Origin of the sequence: Nonomuraea sp. NPDC050153 (assembly GCF_044460125.1) — a bacterium.
GTDB lineage: Bacteria > Actinomycetota > Actinomycetes > Streptosporangiales > Streptosporangiaceae > Nonomuraea.
The window spans coordinates 38,358-64,172 of the sequence record NZ_JBITJQ010000019.1 but is presented as its reverse complement, the minus strand read 5'-3'; the positions used below and the strand labels follow the sequence as shown (position 1 = coordinate 64,172).

General features: G+C 72.1%; 29 protein-coding genes. 19 read left to right on the top strand and 10 right to left on the bottom strand.

Going from position 1 to position 25,815, the window contains the following annotated elements:
• Entirely contained in the window at positions 1–960 is a 960-nt protein-coding gene (locus ACIBQ1_RS36665; RefSeq protein ID WP_397283986.1) for a hypothetical protein, read from the top strand.
• On the opposite strand, the gene ACIBQ1_RS36660 is transcribed toward ACIBQ1_RS36665, so the two are convergent.
• Together ACIBQ1_RS36660 and ACIBQ1_RS36655 are read right to left on the bottom strand one after the other, a co-directional pair.
• Positions 955–1,275, bottom strand: coding sequence for a co-chaperone GroES (locus tag ACIBQ1_RS36660; RefSeq protein WP_355383532.1), 321 nt, complete (start codon positions 1,273–1,275; stop codon positions 955–957). The two genes, ACIBQ1_RS36665 and ACIBQ1_RS36660, sit on opposite strands and share 6 nt — an antisense overlap.
• 48 nt (positions 1,276–1,323) lie before the next feature.
• Complete coding sequence (locus tag ACIBQ1_RS36655) at positions 1,324–2,256, bottom strand: endonuclease/exonuclease/phosphatase family protein (RefSeq protein ID WP_397283984.1); 933 nt, start codon at positions 2,254–2,256, stop codon at positions 1,324–1,326.
• Between the two features lie 51 nt (positions 2,257–2,307).
• Here ACIBQ1_RS36655 and ACIBQ1_RS36650 point away from each other — a divergent pair, with 51 nt between their 5' ends.
• Positions 2,308–3,573 (top strand): ArgE/DapE family deacylase, encoded by a 1,266-nt coding sequence (locus ACIBQ1_RS36650; RefSeq protein ID WP_397283982.1) that lies wholly within the window; start codon positions 2,308–2,310, stop codon positions 3,571–3,573.
• Between the two features lie 55 nt (positions 3,574–3,628).
• A complete protein-coding gene (locus tag ACIBQ1_RS36645; protein WP_397283980.1) occupies positions 3,629–4,234 on the top strand; it encodes a TetR/AcrR family transcriptional regulator in 606 nt (201 codons plus the stop codon).
• Positions 4,235–4,258: 24 nt separating this feature from the next.
• Here the strand turns inward: ACIBQ1_RS36645 and ACIBQ1_RS36640 are convergent, their stop codons facing one another.
• The 3 genes from ACIBQ1_RS36640 to ACIBQ1_RS36630 are packed head-to-tail and all read right to left on the bottom strand — an operon-like array spanning position 4,259 to position 7,109.
• Positions 4,259–5,056 (bottom strand): ABC transporter ATP-binding protein, encoded by a 798-nt coding sequence (locus ACIBQ1_RS36640; RefSeq protein ID WP_397283978.1) that lies wholly within the window; start codon positions 5,054–5,056, stop codon positions 4,259–4,261.
• Positions 5,056–6,063: a FecCD family ABC transporter permease gene (locus ACIBQ1_RS36635; RefSeq protein WP_397283976.1), complete on the bottom strand. Its 1,008-nt coding sequence runs from the start codon at positions 6,061–6,063 to the stop codon at positions 5,056–5,058. The genes ACIBQ1_RS36640 and ACIBQ1_RS36635 overlap by 1 nt, the downstream gene beginning before the upstream one ends.
• Positions 6,060–7,109: a FecCD family ABC transporter permease gene (locus ACIBQ1_RS36630; protein ID WP_397283974.1), complete on the bottom strand. Its 1,050-nt coding sequence runs from the start codon at positions 7,107–7,109 to the stop codon at positions 6,060–6,062. The genes ACIBQ1_RS36635 and ACIBQ1_RS36630 overlap by 4 nt, the downstream gene beginning before the upstream one ends.
• Positions 7,110–7,239: 130 nt before the next feature.
• On the opposite strand from ACIBQ1_RS36630, the gene ACIBQ1_RS36625 reads away from it, so the two are divergent.
• Positions 7,240–8,265, top strand: a complete 1,026-nt coding sequence (locus tag ACIBQ1_RS36625; protein ID WP_397283972.1) for an ABC transporter substrate-binding protein — start codon at positions 7,240–7,242, stop codon at positions 8,263–8,265.
• Here the strand turns inward: ACIBQ1_RS36625 and ACIBQ1_RS36620 are convergent.
• Both ACIBQ1_RS36620 and ACIBQ1_RS36615 read right to left on the bottom strand, forming a co-directional pair.
• Positions 8,249–10,666: a helicase-associated domain-containing protein gene (locus ACIBQ1_RS36620; RefSeq protein ID WP_397283970.1), complete on the bottom strand. Its 2,418-nt coding sequence runs from the start codon at positions 10,664–10,666 to the stop codon at positions 8,249–8,251. The genes ACIBQ1_RS36625 and ACIBQ1_RS36620 overlap by 17 nt on opposite strands.
• A gap of 79 nt (positions 10,667–10,745) precedes the next feature.
• Entirely contained in the window at positions 10,746–11,249 is a 504-nt protein-coding gene (locus ACIBQ1_RS36615; RefSeq protein WP_397283968.1) for an ATP-binding protein, read from the bottom strand.
• 355 nt (positions 11,250–11,604) lie between these two features.
• On the opposite strand from ACIBQ1_RS36615, the gene ACIBQ1_RS36610 reads away from it, so the two are divergent.
• From ACIBQ1_RS36610 to ACIBQ1_RS36585, 6 genes are all read left to right on the top strand, one after another.
• Positions 11,605–12,426 (top strand): helix-turn-helix transcriptional regulator, encoded by an 822-nt coding sequence (locus ACIBQ1_RS36610; RefSeq protein ID WP_355383852.1) that lies wholly within the window; start codon positions 11,605–11,607, stop codon positions 12,424–12,426.
• Complete coding sequence (locus ACIBQ1_RS36605) at positions 12,427–12,663, top strand: DUF397 domain-containing protein (protein ID WP_394498615.1); 237 nt, start codon at positions 12,427–12,429, stop codon at positions 12,661–12,663.
• A gap of 88 nt (positions 12,664–12,751) precedes the next feature.
• A complete protein-coding gene (locus ACIBQ1_RS36600; protein WP_355383563.1) occupies positions 12,752–13,009 on the top strand; it encodes a hypothetical protein in 258 nt (85 codons plus the stop codon).
• 43 nt (positions 13,010–13,052) lie between these two features.
• Complete coding sequence (locus ACIBQ1_RS36595; RefSeq protein ID WP_397283966.1) at positions 13,053–13,811, top strand: hypothetical protein; 759 nt, start codon at positions 13,053–13,055, stop codon at positions 13,809–13,811.
• 20 nt (positions 13,812–13,831) lie between these two features.
• Positions 13,832–14,713, top strand: coding sequence for a hypothetical protein (locus ACIBQ1_RS36590; protein WP_397283964.1), 882 nt, complete (start codon positions 13,832–13,834; stop codon positions 14,711–14,713).
• Positions 14,713–14,976, top strand: coding sequence for a sigma factor (locus ACIBQ1_RS36585; RefSeq protein ID WP_397283962.1), 264 nt, complete (start codon positions 14,713–14,715; stop codon positions 14,974–14,976). The genes ACIBQ1_RS36590 and ACIBQ1_RS36585 overlap by 1 nt, the downstream gene beginning before the upstream one ends.
• A gap of 4 nt (positions 14,977–14,980) precedes the next feature.
• On the opposite strand, the gene ACIBQ1_RS36580 is transcribed toward ACIBQ1_RS36585, so the two are convergent.
• From ACIBQ1_RS36580 to ACIBQ1_RS36570, 3 genes are all read right to left on the bottom strand, one after another.
• Positions 14,981–15,565 (bottom strand): histidine phosphatase family protein, encoded by a 585-nt coding sequence (locus ACIBQ1_RS36580; RefSeq protein WP_397283960.1) that lies wholly within the window; start codon positions 15,563–15,565, stop codon positions 14,981–14,983.
• A 38-nt stretch (positions 15,566–15,603) separates the two neighbouring features.
• On the bottom strand, positions 15,604–16,512 hold the full coding sequence (locus ACIBQ1_RS36575; protein ID WP_397283958.1) for a TIGR03621 family F420-dependent LLM class oxidoreductase: 909 nt from the start codon (positions 16,510–16,512) through the stop codon (positions 15,604–15,606).
• A gap of 126 nt (positions 16,513–16,638) precedes the next feature.
• Positions 16,639–17,283 (bottom strand): hypothetical protein, encoded by a 645-nt coding sequence (locus tag ACIBQ1_RS36570; RefSeq protein ID WP_397283956.1) that lies wholly within the window; start codon positions 17,281–17,283, stop codon positions 16,639–16,641.
• Positions 17,284–17,380: 97 nt separating this feature from the next.
• Between ACIBQ1_RS36570 and ACIBQ1_RS36565 the strand changes: the two genes are divergently transcribed.
• The 9 genes from ACIBQ1_RS36565 (at position 17,381) to ACIBQ1_RS36525 (ending at position 25,756) form a co-directional block, all read left to right on the top strand.
• Complete coding sequence (locus tag ACIBQ1_RS36565) at positions 17,381–18,163, top strand: phytanoyl-CoA dioxygenase family protein (protein WP_397283954.1); 783 nt, start codon at positions 17,381–17,383, stop codon at positions 18,161–18,163.
• The gene (locus tag ACIBQ1_RS36560) at positions 18,156–19,112 is read left to right on the top strand and encodes a phosphotriesterase (RefSeq protein ID WP_397283952.1); all 957 of its coding nucleotides are present in this window, start codon (positions 18,156–18,158) and stop codon (positions 19,110–19,112) included. Before ACIBQ1_RS36565 ends, ACIBQ1_RS36560 begins: the two co-directional genes overlap by 8 nt.
• Positions 19,109–20,311 carry a cytochrome P450 gene (locus tag ACIBQ1_RS36555; protein WP_397283950.1) on the top strand — a complete coding sequence of 401 codons (1,203 nt, stop codon included), beginning with the start codon at positions 19,109–19,111 and terminating at the stop codon, positions 20,309–20,311. Before ACIBQ1_RS36560 ends, ACIBQ1_RS36555 begins: the two co-directional genes overlap by 4 nt.
• Complete coding sequence (locus tag ACIBQ1_RS36550) at positions 20,308–21,183, top strand: SDR family NAD(P)-dependent oxidoreductase (protein ID WP_397283948.1); 876 nt, start codon at positions 20,308–20,310, stop codon at positions 21,181–21,183. The genes ACIBQ1_RS36555 and ACIBQ1_RS36550 overlap by 4 nt, the downstream gene beginning before the upstream one ends.
• Before the next feature lie 107 nt (positions 21,184–21,290).
• A complete protein-coding gene (locus tag ACIBQ1_RS36545) occupies positions 21,291–22,148 on the top strand; it encodes a Gfo/Idh/MocA family protein (RefSeq protein WP_397283946.1) in 858 nt (285 codons plus the stop codon).
• Positions 22,149–22,345: 197 nt separating this feature from the next.
• Positions 22,346–23,314, top strand: a complete 969-nt coding sequence (locus ACIBQ1_RS36540) for an ABC transporter substrate-binding protein (protein ID WP_397283944.1) — start codon at positions 22,346–22,348, stop codon at positions 23,312–23,314.
• Positions 23,315–23,316: 2 nt separating this feature from the next.
• Positions 23,317–24,351: a FecCD family ABC transporter permease gene (locus ACIBQ1_RS36535; protein WP_397283942.1), complete on the top strand. Its 1,035-nt coding sequence runs from the start codon at positions 23,317–23,319 to the stop codon at positions 24,349–24,351.
• Entirely contained in the window at positions 24,348–25,121 is a 774-nt protein-coding gene (locus ACIBQ1_RS36530) for an ABC transporter ATP-binding protein (RefSeq protein WP_397283940.1), read from the top strand. The genes ACIBQ1_RS36535 and ACIBQ1_RS36530 overlap by 4 nt, the downstream gene beginning before the upstream one ends.
• The gene (locus ACIBQ1_RS36525; RefSeq protein ID WP_397283939.1) at positions 25,118–25,756 is read left to right on the top strand and encodes an adenosylcobinamide amidohydrolase; all 639 of its coding nucleotides are present in this window, start codon (positions 25,118–25,120) and stop codon (positions 25,754–25,756) included. Before ACIBQ1_RS36530 ends, ACIBQ1_RS36525 begins: the two co-directional genes overlap by 4 nt.
• Positions 25,757–25,815 lie beyond the last annotated feature (59 nt).

Here is a 25,815-nt window from a genome sequence, read left to right as displayed (position 1 = left end):
GTGCTCGCCAAAATCGCCATCGCGCTGTCCTTAACGCTTTCCGGCCACGCGTCCGCGGGACTTACGGGTCCCACGACGCTGCCGGCCGCCGCCCGGGCGGACCTCGCGCTCCCCGGGACCGGGGGCGTGAAATATCGCGAGACAGCAGGTGATCCGGTACGCCTGAGCGCCTACGGCCTCGGCACCGAACGCACCTACCTCAGGTCCACGACCGGCGGTAGGTTCACCTTGGAGCAGGCGCTGTCCGAAGTGTCCGTCGCGCCCGGCGGGCGGCTGACGGCGGGCGTGCCCAAGGCGTACCGGTCGGGCTACGACTCCCTGATCGTCACCGATCGCACCACGGGCGCGGCCGGCCGGATCCGCACGGTCAAGAAGCCGCTGACCGCCTCCTACGCGTCCTGGTCCCGCGACGGGAAACAGGTCGCGCTCACGGTCGAGCAGAAGACCGGCGGGAAATGGCGCGTGATCGGCTTCACCGTCGTGGACGTGGCGGCCAAGGCCGCGCGCACGGTCAGGGTCACCGGCCTGAGCGCGAAGGCGGGCTTCTGGTGGAGCCCCGACGGCAACCTCGTCTCGATGTACGGGACCGGCCTGCGCGTCTACCGGGCCGTGGACGGCGCGGTCCTGCGCACCTACGCCGGGGTCGGCCTGCCGACCGGCCCCGAGGACTCGTTCTCGCCGACGGGCACCCGGCTGACGACCTGGTGCCCGTCACGCTTCAAGGAACAGCTCTGCCTGGTGGACCCGGCCAAAGGCAAGATCGTCCAGCGCGTGAACGCCCGGCCGGAGGCGCTGTTCGGCTGGTGGGACGACAGCCACGTCATCGCCGTCGTGGCGCGCGGCACGGCCTACCGGCTGGTGCTGCTCGATCTGACCGGCAGAACGACGCGCGTGCTCGCGGACCTGCCCCGTACGACGTGGGCCGCCGACCTCTGGCTCTCCTTCACCCGCGGGTCATAGGTAGAGACCGGTGCCGTGGTCGGTCTCCGTGGTGGCCACCGCGTGCAGGTCGCGCTCGCGCATCACCAGATAGGTCCGCGCGTGCACCTCGACCTCGAACTGGTCTTCCGGGTTGAAGAGCACCTTGTCGCCCACCTTGACCGAGCGCACGTTCGTACCGACGCCGCACACCTCGCCCCAGGCCAGCCGGTTGGCCATCTTGACCGTCGCGGGGATGACGATCCCGGAGCCGCTGCGCCGCTCCTCGGCCTCCGGCTCCAGCCTGATCATGACCCGGTCGTGCAGCATCTGAATTTCGAACTTGGGCTCTACCACGGCCCCAAGTTTACGAGTCATGACAGCCCCGAGACTCCGGAAGCGCGATCAAGGCAGCCTGAGCTCGGCGAACACCGGCCGATGGTCGGTGCCCTCCAGCGACAGCACCTCGAACTCCCGCACCGCCATCCGCGAGTCCGCCAGCACGTGGTCGATCGCCACGCCGGGCAGGTCCACGTCCGAGCCCTCCTGCGGCCAGGTCGCCACGAACCCCCGCCCCATGACGTCGGCCGCGTCCCGGTAGCCGCTCGCCAGCAGGTGGCGTACCGGGAGATGGTCGAGCGTGGCGTTGAAGTCGCCCGCCAGCACCCGCGGCTCCTTGCCCGCGGGCGGCAGCGCCGCCAGACCCGACTGCCAGCACGGCTGCCGCCCGATCCGCTTGGGAGCGCACGGGTGCACCGACACGATCTCCACGCGGGCCCCGCCGGGATGCGTGAGCCAGGCCCTGGCCTGCCCGAACCCGCCGTAACTGATGATCCGGCCGGCCGCGAGCGGGTGCCGCGCGTACACGGCCGACCCGCCGACGCCCTCCCGCGGCCGCGTGACGGCGTACGGCAACCTCGCGCGCACCCCCGCCCGGTCCAGCCGCCGCATGGCGTCCGGCGTGAACTCCTGCAACGTCAGCACGTCCGGCCTCAACCTGGTGATCAGCGCCATCAGCTCCGCCGTGTCGGCCCGCCCCACCAGCAGGTTCGCCGCGAGCACCCGCAGCACCGGCCCGCCGGCGTCGGGGTTGCCGTCGGACAGGGCCCGGGGGAGCACGGCCGGCGTCAACGCCAGCACCGTGACGAGCGCGACCGTGCCCGCCGCCCACCGCCTCAGCAGGCAGACCAGCGCCAGGCCCGCCAGCGCCGCGCACACCGCGTACGGCGTGTACGCCACCACCGGCACCCACGGCCAGTCCGGCTCGAACCCGCTCAACCGCACGACCGCCCACCCCGCGAACGGCACCACCACGATCCAACTCACCCATGTCCGCACGCCCTGTATTGCCGCGAAACGCGATCGGGGTTCATGAGTAGGGTGTGCACCATGCGCGACGTGGAGGCCGGCGTCCTGAACGCCATCGACGAGGCCGAGACCGTGAACCTGCTGGCCGAGACCGTCGGCGTCCCCAGCGTCACGGGCACCGGCGCCGAGTCCGAGCTGCAGCACCGGTTCGCCCGCCTGCTCACCGAGGCCGGCATGGACGTGGACGTCTGGAAACTCGACCTCCCCGGCCTGGCCGCCCGCCCCGGCTTCCCCGGCACCGAGGCGCCCAGGAGCGAGGGGTACGGCGTGGTGGCCGTGACCGGCGGCGCCGACCCTGGCGACAGCACGCCCGCGCTGGCGCTCCAAGGTCACGTGGACGTGGTCCCCACCGGCGACCTGGCCAAGTGGGAGGGGCACGACCCGTTCGCCGCCCGGATCACCGGCGACGTGCTGCACGGCAGGGGCGCCTGCGACATGAAGGCGGGTCTGGTCGCGAACCTGGCCGTGGCGCGGGCGATCAAGAAGGCCGGGGTCAGGCTGGCCCGGCCGCTGGCGGTGCACTGCGTGATCAGCGAGGAGGACGGCGGGCTCGGCGCGTTCGCCACGCTGGCCAGGGGCCACACGGCGGAGGCCGCGGTCATCACCGAGCCCACCAGCGGCGCGGTCATCACGGCCAACGCGGGCGCGCTGACGTTCCGGCTGGAGATCGCCGGGCGGGCCGCGCACGGGGCCACGCGGCACGAGGGGGTCAGCGCGGTCGAGGCGTTCTGGCCGGTGTTCGAGGCGATCAGGCGGCTGGAGACCGAGCGCAACCACGACGTTCCCGGCCTCTTCCGGGGTGACGGGGCGCCGTACCCGATCGAGATCGGCACCGTGCGCGCGGGCGACTGGGCCAGCACCGTGCCCGACCTGCTGGTCGCCGAGGGGCGGCTCGGGGTGCGGCTGGAGGAGGACCCGGCGGCGGCGCGGGCCGCGTTCGAGGAGGCGGTCGCGGCCGTCGCCCATCCCTGGCTGCGCGACAACCCACCGGTGGTGACGTGGCCCGGCGGCCAGTTCGCCAGCGGCCGGTTGCCCGCGGGACACGCGCTGCTGGACGAGGTCGGCCGCGCGGTCGCCGACGTCACGGGCGCGCGGCCCGCCGAGGCGGCGGCGCCGTACGGGAGCGACCTGCGGCTGTACGCGGCCGGCGGGATCCCGACGTTGCACTACGGCCCCGGGGACGTGCGGTACGCGCACGCGCCCAGGGAGCAGGTCGAGCTGAGGGAGCTGCGCGAGGTCACGCGGGCCCTGGCGCTGCTGGTCGTACGCCGGTGCGGAGTGCTCTGAACGGCGTCCCGCGCCGCGGATGTCGGCGGCACTGAAATGGACTAGAGTCCGAATCATGTCGGAGTCCCTGGAGCTTCTGGTCGGCCGCCCGGTGAAGGAGCGGGCGGACGCGGCGCGCAACCGGGAGAAGGTGCTGGCCGCGGCCGCCCGGCTGTTCGCGGAGAAGGGCGTGGAGGCCGTCTCGATGGACGCCGTCGCGGCGGAGGCCGGGGTGGGCAAGGGCACGCTCTTCCGGCGGTTCGGCGACAAGTCCGGGCTCGCCGTGGCGCTGCTGGACTCGCGCGAGCGCGACCTGCAGCAGCGCATCCTGTCCGGCCCGCCGCCCCTCGGGCCCGGCGGTCCCGCGCCCGAGCGCCTCACCGCCTTCGTGGCCGCCTACCTCGACTACCTCTTCGCCCACCTGGACCTGGTCCGCATGTCGGAGACCGCCAGCCCGGGGGCCCGCTACCGGATCGGGGCCTACCGCTTCTGGCACCGGCACGTGGCGATCCTCCTGGCCGAGTCCCGCGCGGGGTGCGACGCCGACGCCCTGTCCCACGCGCTGCTGGCCGCGATGGGCGCGGAGGCGGCGGCGGTTCTGAAGGACGCCTACGGCCCGGCCCGCGCCGCCGCGACCATCACCACCCTCGCCACCACCCTCGCCACCGCCCTCACCACCTGACCACACCCGCCGGACAACGCAGGGTCAGGCGGTGGTGGAGATGCGCCGGCGGGACTCGGGGACGATGAGCGGGGTGCCGGACTGCGGGTCAGGGATGATCTCGCAGCGCAGGTCGAACACCCGGTGCACCAGCTCGGGCGTGACGATCTCCGTCGGATCCCCCTCCGCCACGACCTCGCCGCCCCGCATCACGATCAGGTGGGTCGCGTACCGGCAGGCCTGGTTCAGGTCGTGCAGGACGGCCACCATGGTGCGCCCGGCCTCGTGCAGGTCGGCGCAGAGGTCCAGCACCTCGATCTGGTGGGAGATGTCCAGGAACGTGGTCGGCTCGTCCAGCAGCAGGATCGGCGTCTCCTGGGCCAGCGCCATGGCCAGCCACACCCGCTGCCGCTGCCCGCCCGACAGCTCGTCCACGATCCGGTCGGCCAGTTCCGCCACGTCGGTGGCGCGCATGGCCTCGGACACCGCCGCCTCGTCGGCGTGCGACCACTGCCGCATGAGCCGCTGGTGCGGGTAGCGGCCGCGGGCCACCAGGTCGGCCACGGTGATCCCGTCGGGCACGATCGAGCTCTGCGGGAGCAGGCCCAGCCGCCTCGCCACCTCCTTCGACGGCAGCGACGTGATCAGGCTCCCGTCCAGGTGGACGGCGCCGGACCTGGGCTTGAGCATCCGGGCCAGGGCGCGCAGCAGGGTGGACTTGCCGCAGGCGTTCGGGCCGATGATCACGGTGAAGGACTCGTCGGGGATCGCCACGCTCAGGTCGGCCGCCACGACGCGCTGGTCGTAGGCGAGCGTGAGATCGGTGCCTGACAAACGGGCCATCAGTGGCGGTCCTTTCGCAGGAGCAGGGCGAGGTACGTGCCGCCGATGGCGGCGGTCAGCACGCCGACGGGCAGCTGGGTGGGGGCGAGCACGCGCTGGGCGGCCAGGTCGGCGCCGGTCAGCAGCACGGCGCCCATGAGCGCCGAGGCCCCCATCGTCACCCCGGCCGAACGCGTGAGCCGCCGGGCGAGCTGCGGCGCGGCGAGCGCGACGAAGACGACGGGCCCCGCGGCGGCCGTGGCCACCCCGGACAGCAGCACGCCGGCCGTGATCGCCACCGCGCGCACGACCTCCACCCGGATCCCCATGGCCTTGGCCGCGTCGTCGCCCATCTCGATCATCCGCATCGGGCGCGCGACGAACGCGCACACCGGCAGCAGCACGGCCAGGGCCAGCGCCACGGGAATCGCGTGGTTCCAGCCGCGCCCGCTGAGGCTGCCGGTGAGCCAGGCGCCCGCGGTGGCCGCGTCGTTGATGTTCGCCCTGGTCAGCAGGTACGAGTTGACCGCCAGCAGCAGCGCGTTCGCCCCGATGCCGACCAGGACCAGCCGGTAGCCCTGCACGCCGCCCCGGAACGCCAGCGCGTACACGAGCACGGCCGTGACCACGCACCCGGCCAGCGCGCCACCGGAGATCGCCATCGCGGAGCCGCCCGCCACGACGGCGATGATGCCGCCCGTCGAGGCGCCGGCGGTGAAGCCGATGAAGTCGGGGCTGCCCAGGGGGTTCCTGGTGAGGCTCTGGAAGATGGCGCCGCTCAGCCCGAACGCCGCGCCGACCAGCAGCCCGGTCACCACGCGAGGGGCGCGGAGCTTGTTGACGATCAGCTCGGCGACCGGCGTGCCCTGGCCGAAGAGCGCGGAGACGATGTCGGGCACGGGCACAGTGAACTCGCCCGTCGAGATGGCCGCCACGGTCACCGCGCAGGCGACCACGACGAGGACCGCGCCGACGAGCAGGGCGCGGGGCGCGAGCCGTACGGACCAGGGGCCGACGCGGACGGTCACAGCGCCGCCACCCGCCTCCGCCTGGCCAGCATGATGAAGATCGGCGCGCCGATCACCGCCCACACGATCCCCACCTGCACCTCTCCTGGCCGGGCGATGACCCGGCCCACCACGTCGGCGGCCAGCAGCAGCACCGGCGCGGCCAGCGCCGAGTAGGGGAGCACCCACCGCTGGTCGGGCCCCACCACCGCGCGCACGGCGTGCGGCACGATGAGCCCCACGAACCACAGCGGCCCTGCGGCGGCGGTGGCCGCGCCGCACAGCAGCGTGACGGCCACCCCGGTGAGGACCCTGGTACGGTTCACGGCCACGCCGAGCGCCCGGCCCGCGTCGTCGCCGAGGGCGAGCATGTTGAGCGGCCTGGCCAGCAGCAGCCCGAGCACCAGCCCCACCGCCATGAACGGCGCCAGCCGCACCAGCGTGTCGGCGGTCTGCCCGGCCAGCGACCCGGTCAGCCAGAACCGCATCCGGTCGAACGTCTGCGTGTCCATGCGCAGGATGGCCGAGGCCACCGCCGTGCACACCATGCCGAAGGCGACGCCGGCGAGCGTGAGGCGTACCGGGCTGGAGCCCGAGCGGCCCGCCGAGGCCAGGGCGTAGACGACCACGGAGGCCAGCGCGGCGCCGCCGAACGCGAACCAGACGTAGATCGCCGGATCGGACAGCCCGAACAGGCCGAGCGCCAGCGTCACGCCCAGGGCGGCCCCCTCGTTGATGCCCAGCAGGCCGGGGTCGGCCAGCGGGTTGCGGGTCAGGCTCTGCATGAGCGCCCCCGCCAGGCCGAGCGTCGCGCCGACGCCGAGGCCCAGCAGCGTACGCGGAACGCGCAGCTCGCGGATGACCGTGTGGTCGTTGGAGCCGTTCGGGGCGAGGAAGGCGTCGATCACCGTCGAGAACGACACGGACCGCGCCCCCAGCGCCACGCTCGCCATCGCCACCAGCGCCAGCACGGCCACCGTGACGACGAGTCCGGCGCTCAGCGCGAAGGCCGGCCCCTTCGAACCCGCTGCGGGAGCGGGGCGGCCGGTGTCGGGTGGATCGCCCACCGCGGCCCCCCAATGCGGCGGGGTCGTGTCTTCAGCCGGGCGCACCCGACCCCCTCTCGTAACGGTCAAACTTAGGCAAGGCTAATCTAATCGCCTGGTAATCAGGCAAGCCTAACCTTAGGAGATGTACATGTCAGGACCGGTTCTGCCTCGCCGGGGCTTTCTGGCGGCCGCCGCGGGCCTCGCGGCAGCCCTGACACTGGCGGCCTGCGGCGGCGAGACGGCGGCTCCCGGCGGGTCCGCCGCCCCCACCGGTTCGGCCGCCGCCACTTCGGGCGCCGCACAGAGCTGGACGTTCACCGACGACCGCGGCAAGAAGATCGAGCAGCCCAAGACCCCGTCCAGGATCGTCGCCCAGGTCGGCGCCGCCGCCGCGCTGTGGGACTTCGGCGTGCGCCCGGTCGCCGTCTTCGGCCCGCACAAGCTCAAGGACGGCTCCAAGGACCCGCAGGTCGGCAACGTCGACATCACCAAGGTCCAGGGCCTCGGCAACGTGTGGGACGAGTTCAACGTCGAGCAGTACATCGCGCTCCAGCCCGACCTCCTGGTCAGCAGCATGTACATCAAGGGCACCCTCTGGTACGTGCCCGAGAAGTCCAAGGACACCATCGAGCAGGTCGCCCCCACCGCGGGCGTCATGCTCACCGGCCGCAGCGCCACCCAGGTGATCGGCAAGTACGAGGAGCTGGCCAAGACCCTCGGCGCCGACATGCAGGGCGTGCCCGAGGCCAAGGCCCGCATGGAGGCCGCCACCAAGGAGCTCGCCCAGTTCAAGAACCTCAAGATCCTCATGATGTCCGGCGGCCCCGACGCGATGTGGGTGGTCAACCCGCCGGAGTACCCGGACATCGTGCACCTGATGGACGCGGGCCTGGACGTCGTCAAGCCCGCGAAGGTGGACGAGGGCGGCTTCTTCCAGACGCTGAGCTGGGAGAACGCGGACGAGTACGACGCCGACGTGATCCTCTACGACACCCGCACCCAGTCGCTCAAGCCCGAGGAGATGCTGAAGAAGCCCACCTTCGCCAAGCTCCCCGCGGTCAAGGCCGGCCAGCTCTATCCGTGGAACGCCGAGGCGCCCTACAGCTACCAGGGCTACGCGGCCTTCCTCGAAGGGCTGGTGGCCAACCTGAAGAAGGCTAAAGAGCTCCCCTGACCTCGACGATCTCGGCGAGGGGGAACTCGAGGTAGTCGCCCGCCTCCTCGCACCACGCGTCCAGCGCGCCGCCCTTGAGCTCGCCGTGGCTGATCGTCGCGGTCAGCCCGTCGGTGAGCGTGATGCCGGCGCGCACGCCCCGGTCGACCACGAACCCGAGCAGCGACTGCTGGGCCGTCGGCAGCCTGGTCGCCATCCTGCCGATGATCGCCCACGTGCGGCCGTTCCTGTCGGCGTCGGTCCGGTCGGCCATGACCAGGCGGCGGGCGTGCTCGTACGGGTCGGGCGTCGGCTCGGCGAGCATGTAGGGCACGTCGAGCTCGGCGAGGCCGGGGAACTCCGACAGCTCGGCCACCTGCCCCCCGGGCAGCAGGATCAGCTTGCCGCTCGGCGGCTCCTCGGGCCTGGCCCGATGGATGGTGATCTGGCCGGTGTCGGCGACGGGCACGGGGGAGTAGCCGACCTCGCGCAGCGCGGCGAGCGTGCGGTCGGCCGGCGCGGAGCTCACCAGCACCGTGGGCGCGAGCAGCCGCAGGCCGAGCCGGCCCAGCCGCCGGTGCGCGGCGATCTCGGCCAGCAGCGTGGGGTCGCCGGCCTGGACGACGCATCCGACGGTGCTGACGGTGACCTCGCCATGTCTGCGACCGGTGTCGCGTACCAGGTATTCGAGCGGCTGCGGGATCGTGCCGACCCCGGCCAGCTCGTCGAGCAGCGCGTCGGCGTCGTAGCCGTGGTCGAGCGCGCGGCGCACGCTCTCGGTCGTGAACCGCCACACCGAGGCCGCGCCCCGCGACTCGCGGTCGGCGGCCCGGTCGAGCAGCGCCGCCAGCTCCGCCGACGGCGGGCCGGTGACGACCGCGGTCAGGTCGGGGCCGAACAGCGCGCTCCTGCGCACGCTCGCCAGCGCCCTGGTGGCCGCCTCGGCCAGCACGGGGTCGTGCTCGACCATGGGCACGGCGTCGTCGTTCTCGTCGCCCGGCCCGGCGGTGAGCCCGGCCAGCGCCCGGCCGAGATCGGTGCCGGCGTTGTTGGCCAGCAGGCCCAGCAGCGTGGCCTCGGCGAGCACGGCGGGCGCGCAGGCCAGCAGCAGCTCCAGGTCGAGCAGCGGCGCGTGCCAGTGGACGTTGGCCACGAGGCTTTCGCGGTCGGCGAATGCGGTGCCCGCGGGCAGGCCGGCCAGGACCGACAGCACGGCCCGGCGGATCCTGGCGACCGCGCTGCCCGATGGGTCGTCGCCGAGCACGGTGCCGTACTTGCCGTCGACCTTGCGCAGCGACGAGCGCTCCATGCGCCACCAGGCCGCCAGCAGCACCCGCAGCCGCGCCGAGCCCTCGTCGAGCCGCCAGCGGTCGAAGCGCTCGGTGGGGATCATGCCGCCCGACTGCTCGTCCCAGGCCAGCAGCCTGGCCACGGCGCAGACCTCCAGGAGCAGCCGCGTCTCGTCCTCGTCGCAGCCGGTCTCCTTGGCCACCCTGCGGACTTCGCGCACGCCCACGCCACCGGTCTTGAGCAGGGGAAGCGGCGTCTTGGCGGTGTTGTCGAGCAGGGCCGCGCAGCGCTCGACGACGTGCGGCGCGGCCAGCGTCATCAGGTGGTCGACCTCTTCGGGGTCGACCGGGATCGTGGCCACCTCGGGCGCCTCGGGCCGGTAGGCCGGGTGGTAGCCGGGGCCGCGCAGGCTGATCGCCACCTCGCGGGGGATCTCCGCGACGTGCCAGCTCGGCCGGAAGAGCAGGCCGTGGTCGGCGCACCACTTCTCCGCAGTGCCGGGGGTGACGAACCGGCCGCCGTCGACGTTGAGCGCCGGGCCCTGCCAGGCGAACCGGTCGAGCAGCGGGATCGTGCCGTCGGGAGCGCCGCGCAGCATCGCGCTGACGCGCTCGCGGTCGGCGAGCGCCTCGGTGACGCGGGTGACGACGCGGCGCTTGTTGCCGTGGGAGGACAGGCCGAGGTTGCGGGTCAGCGCGTGCAGCGCGTCGTTGCCGATCGACCAGGAGTTGAGGTAGTGGTCGAGCGGCTCGCCCAGGCTGAGCGGGGCGGACCACCAGCGGGTGACGCCCTCCGCGAGGTGGATGACGCCGTCGTCGCCCGGCCAGGCCAGCGCGTGGTCGTAGAGGTGCTCCAGCCAGGGGGTCACCTCTTCGACCGGCGCGTCGACGAACGCGGCCAGCCCCTCGGCCGTGGGGCGGGTCATGGCCAGGGCGGCCTCGGCGAGCTGCAGGCAGGGCAGCGGCAGGGCCCGCAGGGTCTCCATCACGGCGAAGCCGTTGCTCAGCCGCTGGCCCAGGGTGTCGAGCCGGCGCGGCCAGGGAGCGGCGATGGCGTCGGGCCGGTTGGCCAGGATGCGCCCCAGCCGGTCTTCGTTCAGTTTTCGCAGCCAGCCGAGCAGGTGATCTTCCATCTGTCAGCAACTCTCATGGGGTCGCACGCGGGACTCACCGTGAGCCATGAGCATCCACGGTAATGCAGATCACCCCCGGTCAGGAGAGGACTGCCCAGACGATCTTCCCGTGAGGTGCAAGTGCGGACCAGCCCCAGCGGAGGCTGAGTGATTCGACGATGTGGAGTCCGAGGCCGCCGGTGTCAAGGGGGCCAGGGTATCGCAGCACCGGCACCGATGAGCCGGGATCGGTGAAAGCGCTGGTCACGAGGGGGCCCCGGCGGACGAGGGACATGTGGACGGGGCGCTGGCAGTGGGCCTCGTCCAGATGCAGGCCGTGGCGCAGCGCGTTGGTGGCGAGCTCGGAGACCACCAGCTCCATGTTCTCGATCAGCTCGGCCAGCCCCCATCCCGACAGCGTGCCGGCGGTGAAGCTGCGGGCCGAGTGGACCGAGGCGGGGCTGGGCGGGAGCACGAACGTGGCGCTCGCGGACGGGCCGGGGACCAGCAGATCGCGGGCCGCCTCCGGCCACCAGCCGACCGGAGGCCACCAATCGAACGTGGTCCACTGGCCGTGCGCCGTGGTGGATTGCACGTTGATCATTCTGCGACAAATCCTCGTGCAGGTGCAAGAGCGAATGCACGTGCAGACAGCCCGTGCACACGCTACGGTTGCCCTCAAATGGTCAATATGGGGGAAAGGGGATCTTGTCCGCGGCCCATGATCTTTCGGCCGTGAAGTGACAGACTGTACGTGCATACTCCGCTACTTATGGCGGTCCGCCGAGCGCGGCCCACCATACGTGCATACCCCGCTACATGCGGTGGGTCGCCGAGCGCGGCTCGCCGTAAGTGCATACTCCGCTACTTAACGCAGCTACCGCGTCGCAAGGAAACGAAACAAGGAGCAGCACGTGTCCATTGATCCGCCCGGTTCAGGCTCGACCGTACGGCGCATCATGCTGGGGGCGAGCCTCAGGCGCCTGCGTGAGGCCAGTGGGCTCGACCGTGGACAGGCCGGATTCCACATCCGGGCGTCCGAGTCCAAGATCAGCCGGATGGAGCTCGGCCGGGTCGGCTTCAAGACACGTGACGTGGAAGACCTGCTCACCCTGTACGGCGTCGTCGACGATGCCGAGCGCCGTGCCCTGCTGGAGATGGTTCGCGAGGCCAACACCCCCGGGTGGTGGCACAAGTACTCGGCCGAGCTGCCTTCGTGGTTCACCACCTACGTGGGCCTGGAGGAAGCCGCCGAGCTGATTCGCACCTATGAGGTGCAGTTCGTGCCGGGCCTGCTGCAGACGGCCTCGTATGCGCGATCGGTATTCCAGCTTGGCAACCCCGGTCTGAGTCCGGACAAAATCGAACGTCGTGTGCATATGCGCATGCAGCGCCAGGAGCGCTTCACCCAGAAAGACGGACCCCGTCTGTGGGCCGTCATCGACGAGGCGGCGCTCAAGCGGACCATCGGCGGGCGGGAGGTCATGTCGGAGCAGCTCCAGCATCTGCTGGAAGTGGCTGCCCTTCCCAACATCACGATCCAGGTGATGCCCTTCAGGTTCGGCAAGCACGCCGCTGAAGGGGGCGCGTTCAGCATCTTGCGGTTTCCCGAGTCCGACTTGTCGGACGTTGTCTACGTCGAACAGCTATGGGGTGCCCTGTACCTGGACAAACGCGAGGACATCGACCCGTACCTCACGGCCATGGAGCAGTTGTGCGTGGAGAGCACCACGCCAGGGGGCACCGTCGAGCTCATCGGCGGTCTTCTCAGAAAGATGTAGATGAACCAGACCTACAACGGCATGCCGGCGGCGAACCTGAAGCAGGTCGCCTGGCGCAAGAGCCGCTACAGCAACTCGCAGGGCAACTGCGTGGAGCTCGCAGAGCTTCCTGACGGGGGGATCGCGGTCCGCAACTCCCGCTTCCCCGACGGCCCCGCCCTCATCTATACCCGCGACGAGATCCGGGCCCTGGTGCTCGGGGTGAAGGACGGAGAGTTCGACGGCCTGCTCGTTTAACGGCCTTGTAACCTCCGGCGCGCTCGCTTAACGGGGGCGCGCCGGAGGCTTAACAGCCCGGCTTTCTGCGGCCGGGAGGATCAGGGGCATGCTCGATCAGATGACCCTGTATCCGATCGCCGACGACGTGCTCCTCGCGCCGGGCGGCAAGGTCGTGATCCGCACGTACGGAGTGGCGCCCGCCGCCGGGGGCGCCTCCGTCTCCTACCGGACCTGGGTGACCGGCATCCGCGACCAGCCGCGGTACTGGCACTGGGGCCACTTCGAGGACGCCACCTCCGGGCACCGGAGGGTCCTGGAGTGGCTCACGGGGCGGGGGCCGCAACCTTCCCAAGCGCTGACCTGATCGCTATCCTCGTGCCAAGCAACCGCTTGGTAGAGGAGGCGTGGTGCGGCGCGCGATCCACCTGATCGAGGAGGTCGACTTCCGGCCGATGAACTCCAGGCGGCCCCTGGAGTACCTCACCTGGCTGACCCGCTACAAGCGCGAGGACGAGAGCCGTGGCGCGCCCTCGCTCACCTCCGGCATGTCCATCAGGTCCCGCGAGATCGATCTCGTGGGCGCCTTCTACGCCGTCGGCATCACCGGCCATCCGCAGTTCAAGGCCGTCACGCTGTGGGACTGCCACGGCGGATGGGACGGCGGCTGGCGGCAGATGATGGAGATCTACCAGGGCGTCGACGAGCGGCTCTTCCTGTCCGACATCGACGACCTGCGCTTCTCCGCGTTCTCCCGGCCCCTCGGCGCCGCGCCCGGCTGCCCGCCGCTGTCCGAGGCGCCCGCCGCCGAGCTCTTCCTCTTCGAGAGTGCCCGGGTGCGCCCCGGGGCCGCGCTCGACTACCTGCACGCGGTGCGCACCGAGCGGGCGCCGCTGCTCGCCGAACACGGCCACACCCTGGTCGGGCTGTACGAGGTGCTGTTCTGCGACACCGAGGCCGTCACCGTCTGGGCCGTCTCCCTCGACGACCACCTGGCCACCCAGCGCGCCCGCGACGCCGCCCTGGGCCTCGACGACGAGGTCCCGCCCGATTCCCGCCTTCTGGACTGGAGCAAACGGGCTCGCGACTACCTGGAAGGCCCGTGGCGTGAGACGCTTCTGGCACCGTTCCCCGGTTGCCGCCTGGCGCCGGAGGTCCAGCCGGGTTAGCGTCGGCTGCGGAGGTGGCCATGACGGACTCGTACCTCTACAACGGGCAGAGCCCCGACGACCACGTCGCCGCGTGCCCCGACTGCCGCGCCGCCATCGCGCTGCTCGACCATCCCGACCCGGCCGCCGAGCCGCCGCCCACCCTGCGCGAGGCGGTGCTGTCCAAGGCGCGCCGCCGCCGCAGCCCGGCCGTGCTGGGCGTGTCGTCCGTGGTGGTCCCGTACGCCGAGCAGGTGGCGCTCATGGATGACCTGCTCGCCGAGCTGAGCGTGCCGCAGTGGGACGTCCCGATCGCCAAGCACGGCACGGTCAGGGGGCTGATGGAGCACCTGGCGGACAACGACGCGACCGTGGCCGGATTCATGGGGGTGCGCGGCATGACCGGCCTGCCCGTGCACCGGCGCTGGCGCGAGCAGGCCGGCAACCTCCTCGAACGGGTCTCCGCCGGCAGCGAGGTGCTGCTCGGCGTCGAGGTCGCGCTGGCGGGGGCGCGGCCGGCCCGCGCGCCGCTGCGCCAGGCGCTGATCCAGCGCACGTTCGAGACGTGGACGCACGCCGACGACATCAGGGCCGCCATCGACCGCTCCCAGGCGCCGCCGCGTCCCGAGCACGTGCACATGATCGCCGAGTTCGGGCTGGCGCTGCTGCCGCGGGCGATGCGGGAGCCGCGCCGCGACGTCTCGGCCACCGTCGTGCTGACCGGGCCGGGCGGCGGCACCTGGACGATCCCGCTCTCGCCCGCCTCCGACCACGTCGCCGTGCTGCTGTCGGCCGGCGCGGTGGACTTCTGCCGGCTGCTGGCCAGCCGATGGCCGCCCGGCTCCTTCCCGTACGCCGCCGAGGGCGACCCCGCCCTCGCCCGCGACATGATCGCCGCCGCCGCGACGCTGGGGTGCGATTGATGAGCGACATGGAGCTTTGCGCACGGCTGACGGCCGGTGACCTCGACGCGCTCGCTGACGCGTACGACGAGCACGGATCGTACGTGTACGGGGTCGCGGTCAAGGTCACCGGGAGCCAGGCGCACGCCGAGGAGATCACCCAGAACGTGTTCACGGCCCTGTGGGAGCAGCCGCTCTCCTATGACCCCGCGCTGGGATCGCTGCGCGGCTGGCTGGTCAGCCGGGCCCTGCACGAGTCGGCCGTGCGCTCGAAGGTCGGCTGACCGCTCAGCTCAGCGGGGCGTTCCAGGCCACGAGCACGGGCTCGGCGTGCTCGTGGCCGAGCCGCGAGTACGTGCCCGTGTCCAGCTTCAGCAGCCTGCCCTCCGCGGGCCCGAGGCCCAGCCAGCGGGCCGCCAGCACGCGCAGGAAGTGTCCGTGCGCCACCAGGACCACCCGCCCGCCGGCCCTCCTGGCCCGCGCGATGGCCCGGTCGGCGCGGGCGGCCACCTGCTCCGCGCTCTCGCCCGGGTGCTCGGCGTCGCCGGGGATCACGCCGTCCCGCCACAGGTACCAGCCGGGGTGGCTCTCGCGGATCTCGGGCGTGGTGATCCCCTCGTAGCCGCCGTAGTCCCACTCCCACAGGTCGGGGTCCACCTCGTAGTCGGTCAGTCCGGCCAGCTCCGCCGTACGCCGTGCGCGCTGGGCGGGGGAGACCAGCGCCAGGTCGAACGACTGCGCCTTGACCAGCGGCGCCAGCGCCCTGGCCTGGTCCTCGCCGTGCTCCGTCAAAGGCAGGTCCGTACGTCCGGTGTGCCGGCCCGCCTTGCTCCACTCGGTCTCGCCGTGCCGGAGCAGCAGCATCTCATCCATGGTGTCCATCATCCGGTATGCCCGGTTCCGGCCCGGCGTCAGGTGGCGAGCTCCTCGACGACGGGGGCGAAGGCGTCCAGGTCACGCTCGTGATGCACCACGAAGTACGAAATATCGTGCTCATCCCGCCAATAGCGGAGCTTGTCGATTATGTCGGCGCGTGTCCCGAGCAGGACCTGCGGCGTCTCGTCGAGCGAGGAGCTGTCGGCCGCGCTCCACGCCTCCTCCGCCTTCCGCTCGCCCACCTGCACCACGCTCGTCCCCAGCTCCAGCGCCTCGTACCGCTCGCCCGCGGCCTCGCGCACGATCGCGAGCTTGCGGAGGAACGCCGCCGTCCCGCCGTCCTTCTCGTCGGGCCCGCTCCCGTCCGGCCGGACCCGCATCCCGAGGTTCACGACGTCCGCCTCCTCGGCCGCCAGCCGCAGCATCCGCGGCCCGCCCCCGCCGAGCACGATCGGCGGGCGCGGCCTCCGTACGGGCTTGGGCCGCTGGTCGAGCCCGTCGATGCGGTAGTGCTTGCCCTGGAAGCTGAACGGCCCGTCCCCCCAGAGCCCTTTGAGCACGGTCACGGCCTCGCGCAGCCGCTCCACCCGCACCCCCGGCGGCTCCAGCGTCAGCCCGGCCCCCTCGTAGTCGCGCGCCATCCACCCGGTCCCGATCCCGACCTCCAGCCGCCCGCCGGACAGCAGGTCGAGCGTGGCCGTCTCCTTGGCCAGCACGGCCGGATGCCGGAAGTCGTTGGCGAACACCAGCGTGCCGACCTGCAGCCTGGTGGTGGCGCAGGCGGCCGCCGTCAGCGCGGCGACGGGCGCGAACCTGGGGCCGACGAGATGGTCGGGCACGAGGAGCACGTCGTACCCCTGCCCTTCGAGCCGCCGTGCCTTCTCCGCCCACGCCTCACCCGACTCGGCCTCCCGCACCACCGCCCCGAACCTGAACCGCCGCACGATGCCTCCCATCACCTTGAGCAAGCGCTTGGGCGACACTGTACGCGCGAACGCCCGCTCCCGCTCGGCGGCGTCGTGCTCCCTCGACGCCGCGGGGGACGCCCCCCGTCGCGGGAGCCGGGCGGGTCATCGGGAGAGCAGGGCGAGGGCGATGCCCGTGGTGGCGGCGGTGAAGACGAGCCAGGCGACGCCGCCCGCCGCGGCCGGGAGCCCGGCGAACCAGGGGACCGGGATGAGGACCGGCGCCACGATCATGGCGATGGCCGCCCACTTCGGCGCGGCGCCGCGCAGGGCGGCGACCCCCAGCAGCACGAACCCGAGCAGGCTCAGGAAGAACGTGAACCCGAGTATCGAGGTCGGCGTCCCCTCGCTCAGCTGCGTGACGAGCCGGTTCGTGGTGGGCACGTCGAGCCCGGCCTTGGCGGCCGCGTAGATGGTGTCGTCGGAGGTCAGGCCGTAGGGGAGGGCCATGGCGAAGGCCAGGATCATGCCCACGAGGCCCAGCACGGGCCGCCCCGACCGGGCCACCTTGCTCACCGCGAAGATCGCGGGGATGAGGGTGACGGTGCCGAGGGCGCCGACCCAGCTCCAGAGGGCGTAGGCGTCGAGGTTGGCGACGAGGGCGCGGATGTACGGCTCGCCCTCGGCCGTGGTGACGAACGGGGCGAGCAGGAGCGTCGCGGCGATGGTGAGCGGCGAGATCGCGGCGCAGGCGATCATCGCGTTGCGGGTGAAGCCGGTGGTGGAGGGGGTTGTCTCAACTGCGGTCATGCTCCGAGGGTGGGCCCGCGGGGCGGGGCGCGCATGAGTAAGGGCTACTCAAATCGCGGGTTTACCAAGCGCTTGCTCAGGTGCCAGACTAAGGGGCATGGAGATCCCGGTGCGCCAGGTGACGGAAGACGAGGCGGCGTTCTTCGGCGAGCACGGCTGGGTGCGGCTCGGCCGGCTGGTCGATCCGGGCACCGCCGCGGCCCTGCGCGAACGCGCCCTCGGCTTTCTGAACGGCCGGTCCAGGAGCCACGCGACGCTGGTCGACGAGGCGTTCGGGCAGTCGAGGGACATCGCGGCGAGCGACGAGATGTTCGGCACGCTGACGTCGAGCCCAGAGATGGGGCGCAACGCCGTACGGCTGCTGCGCGGCATCCGGGCCGTGCGCGTGCAGGTCACCAACCTCCTGGTCAAGGAGGCGGGGGAGCACGGCGCGACCGAGTTCCACCAGGACTTCCCCTGGATGCCGATGGACCGCTCGGCCATGCTGACCGTCTGGCTGGCCCTGGCCGACGTGCCCGCCGACATGGGGTCGCTGCGCTTCTACGACCGCTCGCACCGGTACGGGCTGCTCGGCCGCAGCTTCACCCGGCCGGGGGACGACCAGCTCACCCAGCACCCGTGGCTCAAGGAGCTGGAGCTGTCGCCGCCGCTCGACCTCAAGGCGGGGGACGCCACCGTGCACCACGCCCTGACCGTGCACGGCGCGCCCGCCAACCGCCGCGACAGCCCGCGCCTGTCGTTCACCGTCACGTACTTCGACGCCGACGCCCTCTACACCGGCCTGCCCTACCGGCAGACCGACGGGCTCGGGCTGGAGGTCAACCGGCCGTTCGAGCACGAGAGGTTCCCGTGCGTGAGCCTGGAGGGCCCGGATGCCTGAGACCGTGCGGGGGCCGGTGGCGGAGCTGGGGGCGACGCTCATGCACGAGCACGTCTTCGGCCTGAGCCCCGAGATCCTGTGGAGCTGGCCGGACATCCCCGAGGGATGGGACCTCGAGACGCGGGCGCGCGAGGCGGCGGGCAAGCTCGACGCGCTCAAGGCCGAGGGCATCGACACGATCGTGGACCTGACCGTGGTGGGCCTGGGCAGGTACGTCCCCGCCGTCCAGCGGGTGGCCGAGCTGACCGGCGTGAACATCGTGGCCGCCACCGGCCTCTACACCTACGACGCGCTGCCGCCGTACTTCGCCAACCGGGGCCCGGGATCGTTGTTCGGGGGGCCGGACCGGCTGGCCGAGTTCTTCGTAAGGGACATCGTCGAGGGGATCGGCCGGACCGGCGTCAAGGCGGCCATGCTCAAGTGCGCCTCCGACCACCTGGGGATGACCAAGGGATGCGAGCGGGTGTTCCGGGCGGTCGCGATGGCGCACCTGGAGACCGGCACGCCGATCACCACGCACTCCCACAGCGCCTCCAGGGGCGGCCTCGAACAGCAGCGCCTGCTCGGCGAGCTGGGCGTGGACCTGGGCAAGGTGGTCATCGGGCACGCCGGGGACTCCACGGACGTCGCCTACCTGGAAGAGCTGATCGCGAACGGCTCCTACCTCGGCATGGACCGCTTCGGCATCGAGACGATCAGCCCGTTCGAGGACCGCGTGGAGATCGTGGCGAAAATGTGCGAGCGCGGACACGCAGGAAAAATGGTCTTAAGTCACGACTCGTACTGCTTCAACGACCGTTTCGACGCCGACGTCGTACGGCGGCGCCACCCCAACTACCACCTCCTCCACGTCCCCCGCGACGTCGTGCCCGAGCTCCGCAAAAGGGGCGTCACGGACGACCAGGTCCACCAGATGCTCGTCGACAACCCGCGGAGGATCTTCGCATGACTGATGACATCGAGGACTTCGACGTCAGCGCGGACTGGCACGTCGCCGCCCCGTACGACTTCCTGCGGCGGCTGCGCGCGGAGCGGCCGGTCTTCCGCAGCGAGCACCTCGGCGCGTACGTCCTGACCCGCTACCCCGACGTGCGCGCGGCCTACGGCGACCCACGGCGCTTCTCCTCCAAGGGCTCGCTGACGATCTCCCGCAGCCTGACCGGCGAGACCAGGGAGAAGCTGGGCGAGCACGGCTCGTTCCTGTCCAGCTTCGTGGCGAACGTCGACCCGCCCGACCACACCCGCCTGCGCCGATCGGTGTCGAAGGCGTTCACGCCGCGCGCCGTGGCGGCCATGGAACAGGCGTTCAGGCGGCTCAACGAGGACCTGCTCGACCGCCTGGGGCCGCACGGGAGCGCCGACTTCGTCGGCGAGATCGGTCACGAGCCGTCGATCAAGCTGACCGCCCGCTTCATCGGCGTGCCCGAGTCCGACGAGGCGTTCGTGCAGGCGCACGTCAAGGACTGGTTCCAGCTCTTCCTGTCGCCGCAGCCGCCGGAGCGCCAGCTCGAACTCGCCGACAGCTTCCTGACCTACCTCGACTACGTGGACCGCCTGGTCGCCTCCCGGGCCAAGGACCCGCGGGACGACTTCACCTCCCTGATGACTTCCCTGATCGGCGAGGAGCTGACCCATCGCGAGGTCGTCGAGTTGATCTCCACGATCCTGCTCGGCGGCAACGACACCGTGCCCAACCAGCTCGGCAACACCGTCCTGCGCCTGCTCAGGGAGGGTGTCTGGCCGGTGCCGCCCGAACTGGCCGCGAACGCCGCCGAGGAGTGCATGCGCATCGACGGCGCGTCGCTGGGCTCGTTCCGCTACGCCGTGACCGACATATCCCTGCACGGCGTGACGATCCCGGCGGGAGCCCTCGTCCTGCTCTCCACCGACTCCGCCGCCCACGACGAGAGCGTCTTCCCGGAGCCGGAGCGTTTCCTGATCGACCGGCCGAACGCCGCCGAGCACATGGTCTTCGGCTACGGCATCCACTTCTGCGTCGGCGCCGCGCTCGGCCGCCTGCAACTGCGCACCGCGCTCGACGTGCTCGGCCGCCGCCTGCCCGGACTGCGGCTGGTGCCGGGCGCGCCGATCGCCTACCGCAAGTCGATCGTGGGCCGCGGCCTGCCGTCCCTGGCGGTGGAGTGGTGAACGACAGCCCCACCGGCAGCCCCATTGGCAGCCCCACTGGCAGCCCCACCGGCCGGTTCGACGGGCGGGTCGCGATGGTGACGGGCGCGGGCTCGGGCATCGGCGCGGCCTGCGCGGCGCGGCTGGCCGCCGAGGGCGCCTTCGTCGGCGTCCTGGACCTGCGCGCGGCAGGGGCGAAGGCCACCGCCGCCGCCATCCGCGGCCACGGCGGCACGGCCATGGCCCTGACCTGCGACGTCTCCGACGAGAAGCAGGTGGAGGAGGCGGTCGCGGCTCTGGTGGCGTCGTTCGGCCGGGTGGACGTCCTGCACTCCAACGCCGCCGTGTTCGACGCCGACGTCTACGGCCGCGACCGGGACCTGGACTCGCTCGACGTCGGCGTCTGGGACCGCACGATGGAGGTCAACCTGCGCGGCGCCATGCTCATGGTCAAGCACACCGTGCCCGCCATGCCGGACGGCGGCGCCATCGTCCTCATGTCGTCGGTGTCCGCCCTGGTCGGGGACGAGGTCCACGCCGCGTACGGGGCCTCGAAGGCGGCCCTGATCGGCTTCACGCGGTACGTGGCCACGATGTACGGCTCGCGCGGCATCCGCTGCAACGCCGTCGCCCCCGCCCTCGTCCTCACCCGGCTCGCCCGGCGGGCCCTGAGCCAGGCCCAGCTCGCCGACAAGGCCGCCGAACGGCTCCTCCCGTGGCCGTGCACCCCGGACGACGTCGCCAACCTGGTGTGCTTCCTCGCCTCCGACGAGGCCCGCTGCATCACCGGCCAGACCTTGACCATCGACTCCGGCACCCTGGCCCACCGCCCGCAGCACGCCGTACAGCGCCGGCGCGACCTGGACGACGAGTTGAACGACGGGGCTCATTGACGCCGATGGGCGGGCGCCGCGCGGGGCACCCGCCCATCGAGCCAACCGACCGTCATGTTGGGATATGGGAAGATCCTTCCCTAAGTGCGGTGAACAGGGGAGGTTTCATGGAGCCGGTGGCGGTCGGGCTGGTCGGAGCGGGACCGTGGGCAGAGCGGGCGCACGCGCCGATGTTGTCCAGGGGGCCGCACACGCGGCTGGCCGGGGTGTGGGCCCGCCGTCCCGAGGCCGCCGCCCGGCTCGGGGCGCCGGTGTTCGAGCGGATCGAGGAGCTGTTCGACGCCTGCGAGGCCGTGGCGTTCTGCGTGCCGCCCGACGTACAGGCCGAGCTCGGCATCCGAGCCGCCCGCGCGGGCAAGGCGCTGCTGCTGGAGAAGCCGCTCGCGGACACGCTGGACGGCGCGCGCCGCCTGGCCGAGGCCGTCGAGGAGGCGGGCGTCGCCTCCCAGATGGTGCTCTCCCTGCGCTACGCCGCCCGGACCCGCGCCTTCCTGGCCCGGTGCCGCGAGATCCAGCCGTTCGGCGGCCACGCCGCGAACATCTCCGGCGTCCTCCTCGGCGACCACCCCTTCGCCACGCCGTGGCGGCTGAAGAAGGGCGCCCTGCTCGACGTCGGGCCGCACGTGATCGACCTGCTCGACGCCGCCCTCGGCCCGGTGACCGGCGTGCGCGCGCACGGAGACCCGCTCGGCTGGACCGGGCTGCTGCTGGAGCACGAGGGCGGCGCGGTCAGCGAGGCGTCCATGTGCATGGCCGCCGTCGGAGACCTGCCCCCGGCCATGTTCGCCGTGTACGGCCGCGCGGGCAGCGCCGTGCTGACGCGGGGCGACGACGACCCCAAGGCCACGCTCGTGGCGGAGTTCGCCGAGACCGTGCGGAACGGCGGCGGTCACCCCCTCGACGCCGCCCGCGGGCTCAGGCTCCAGGAGATCATTGCCGAGGCCGAGTCCCAACTCACCCCTTGACGGCGCGGGCATCCGGAGGATTGATAGCGTTTGTCCGATGCGCAGGGTCGCAGCGAAGTCCGGTGTGAGTCCGGCGCTGTCCCGCAACTGTCATAGCCAGGTCGCCTGCCTCTGCGCTGACGTCATCAACCCTCGTGGAAAAGGGTGATCCGTCGCTCAACGCGGGTCTCTCGGTTCCGACAGTGAAAGGACTACTCGTGAGGCCCCGACGTACGGCCCTCGCGGGCGCGCTGCTGGGAACGCTGATCCTGGCCGGATGCGGCCAGACCGGCACCACGGCCACCCCCTCCGCCGCCCCGAGCGCTTCCTCCGCCCCCGCCTCCGCACCCGTCTCCGGGGAGGGTTTCCCCGTCACCGTCGAGGCGGGCAACGGCAAGGTCACCCTCGCCAAGAAGCCCGAGCGGATCGTCTCCCTCTCGGCCACCCACACCGAGACGCTCTTCGCCATCGGCGCGGGCGCCCAGGTCGTCGCGGTGGACGACCAGTCGAACTACCCGCCGGAGGCCCCCAAGACCGACCTGTCCGGGTTCAAGCCGAACGTCGAGGCCATCGTCGCCCAGAAGCCCGACCTGGTCATCGTCTCGAACGACATCGACAAGATCGTCGCCGAGCTGGGCAAGGTGAACGTGCCCGTCCTGCTCGAACCCGCCGCCACCAAGCTCGACGAGGCGTACGAGGAGATCGCCGAGATCGGCGCGGCCACCGGCAACAAGGCCAAGGCCGACGAGGTCGTCTCCGGCATGAAGACGGCCATGGACAAACTGGCCGCCGAGGCGCCCAAGGACAAGAAGCTCACGTACTACCACGAGCTCGACCAGACGCCGTACGCGGCCACGTCCAACACCTTCATCGGCCAGATCTACAGCCTGTTCGGCCTCACCAACATCGCCGACAAGGCCCCCGACCAGGCGGGCGGCTATCCCAAGCTGTCGGCCGAGTTCGTCGCCCAGGCCGACCCCGACATGATCTTCCTCGGCGACGTCAAGTGCTGTCAGCAGAGCAAGGACACCCTGGCCAAGCGGCCGGGCTGGAAGGGCCTGTCGGCCATCAAGAACGACCAGGTGATCCAGCTCGACGACGACCTCGCCTCCCGCTGGGGGCCGCGCGTCGTCCAGCTCGCCGAGTCCATCGGCGCCGCGGTCGCCAAGGCCGGGGCCAAGGGCTGACCATGGCGGCGCAGGCCGGTCCGTCCAAGGCCAGACCACTCTGGATCGTGTGCGCATTGGGCGTGCTGGCCATCTCCATGATCGCCGGGCTGCTGGACGGAGCGGCCGACATCTCGCCCTGGCGGGTGGTGCTCCAGGCCGTGGACTGGCTGCCGTTCGTGCACGTGGACTCCGGGCTCGCGCCGGTCGAGCAGGGGCTGCTGTTCGAGCTGCGGCTGCCCCGGGTGCTGGTGGCCGCGGTGGTCGGGGGGCTGCTGGCCATGGCGGGGGCGGGGTACCAGGGCGTGTTCCGCAACCCGCTCGCCGACCCGTACCTGCTGGGCGCCGCGGCCGGGGCCGGACTGGCGACGACCGTGGCCATCGTGCTGCTGCCGGAGTCGGGCGCGAGCATCCCCGTCGCGGCCTTCGCCGGGGCCGTGGGCGGGGTGTTCCTCGCGTACACGCTCGGCAACACCGCCGGGCGCTCCGGCGGCACCGCGACGCTGGTGCTGGCCGGGGTCGCGGTCACCTCGTTCCTGACCGCGATCCAGACGTTCCTCCAGCAGTTCAAGGTCGAGGAGCTGCAGCGCATCTACTCGTGGATCCTCGGCGACGTCGGCGGCGGGTGGGACCAGTTCTGGCTGGTGCTGCCGTACGCGGCCGTCTCGGCGGTGCTGCTTTTGCTGCACGGGCGCATGCTCGACGTGCTGTCCGTGGGCGACGAGGAGGCCACCAGCCTCGGTGTGCGGGCGGCCAGGGTGCGCCTCGCCGTGCTGCTGGCCGCCTCCCTGGCCACCGCGGCGGCCGTGGCGGTGAGCGGGCTGATCGGGTTCGTCGGCATCGTCATCCCGCACGTGGTGCGCCGGCTGGCGGGCGGCTCGTACCGGATCGTGCTGCCGCTGTCGCTGATCGGCGGCGGGGCGTTCCTGGTGCTGGCCGACCTCATCGCGCGCACGGTGATCGCGCCCGCCGAGCTGCCGATCGGGGTGGTGACCATGTTCGTGGGGGCGCCGTTCTTCGTCGGGGTCCTGCGCATGACCAGGCGGACGGCCACGTGATCAGCACTCAGGCGCTGTCGGTACGGCTCGGTGGGCGCGAGGTCGTGTCCGACGTCACCCTCCAGGTGCGCGGCGGCGAGTGGCTGGCGATCATCGGGCCCAACGGGGCGGGCAAGTCGACCCTGCTCAAGGCCGTTATGGGCCTGGTCGCGCACCGGGGCGAGGTCACGCTGGACTCCCGGCCGGCGGCCCGGCTCAAGCCCCGCGAACGGGCCCGCCTGCTGGCCTACGCGCCCCAGACCCCCGCCCTGCCGCCCGACATGACGGTCTTCGACTACGCGCTGCTCGGGCGCACGCCGTACATCCCCTATCTGGGCAGGGAGAGCGCGCACGACAGGGAGGTCGCCGCCGGCGTGCTCGAACGGCTCGACCTGACCGCGCTGGCCAGGCGGCGGGTGGGGGAGTTGTCCGGCGGGGAGCGCCAGCGGGTGGTGCTGGCCAGGGCGCTCGCCCAGGAGGCGCCCGTGCTGCTGCTGGACGAGCCCACGACCGCGCTGGACCTCGGGCACCAGCAGCAGGTGCTGGAGTTGGTGGACCGGCTGCGGCGGGCGGACGGCCTGACCGTCGTCACCACCCTGCACGACCTGACCGTCGCCGGCCTCTACGCCGACTCCCTGCTCCTGCTGGCCGACGGCCGCGCGGTGGCCTCCGGCAAGCCCGACCAGGTGCTCACCGAGTCGTTGGTGGGACGGCACTTCGACGCCCATGTCAAGATCGAGCCGGGGCCGGACGGCCGGCCCGTCGTGCACCTGGTCAGGGGAGGGCCGTGAAGCTCACATATCGGGTGGAGGACGGGGCGCGCCTGGGGGCGCTGCTGTGGGAGTTCGGGCCGGGGTGGCGGATGATCTCCTCCGCGCTGCTCGGCGGCGGGATCGGCGCCCGCGAGTGGGTGCTGAACGCGCAGGTGGTGGCCGGATACTCGCGGATGGACCCGGTCGACCACCTGCTGTCGTTAGGCCCGGAGGGGGACGGCGTCGGCATGCTGACCGCCGCCTCCGTCGACCGCTGCGTCCGGGCCTCGGACGGAGGCGTGGAGGCGTACGCGACCGTCGGGCTCCGCGTCCCGACCTGGGCCGCCGCCCCGGAAGGGACCGCGGACCCGGAGCTGGCGCCGCTGCGGGTGGGGACCGTCAACATCGTGACCGTGCTGCCGGTCGCCATGACGGACGCGGCCCTGGTCAACGCGGTGATGACGGTCACGGAGGCGAAGTCCCAGGCCCTGATCGAGGCGGGCTTCCCCTGCACGGGGACGGCGTCGGACGCGGTCTGCGTGGCCGCGCCGGCGGACGGGCCCGCCGAACTGTTCGGCGGGCCGCGCTCGGAGTGGGGCGCCCGCGCGGCCCGTGCCGTCCACGCAGCCGTCCGCCAGGGCGCCGAGGCGTGGCGACCTCGTGACTTTAAGTGACGGAATTTGGGCAAGTAACATGTGGGCGAGGGCGAGATTCCCGATACTGGGTGGGTGAC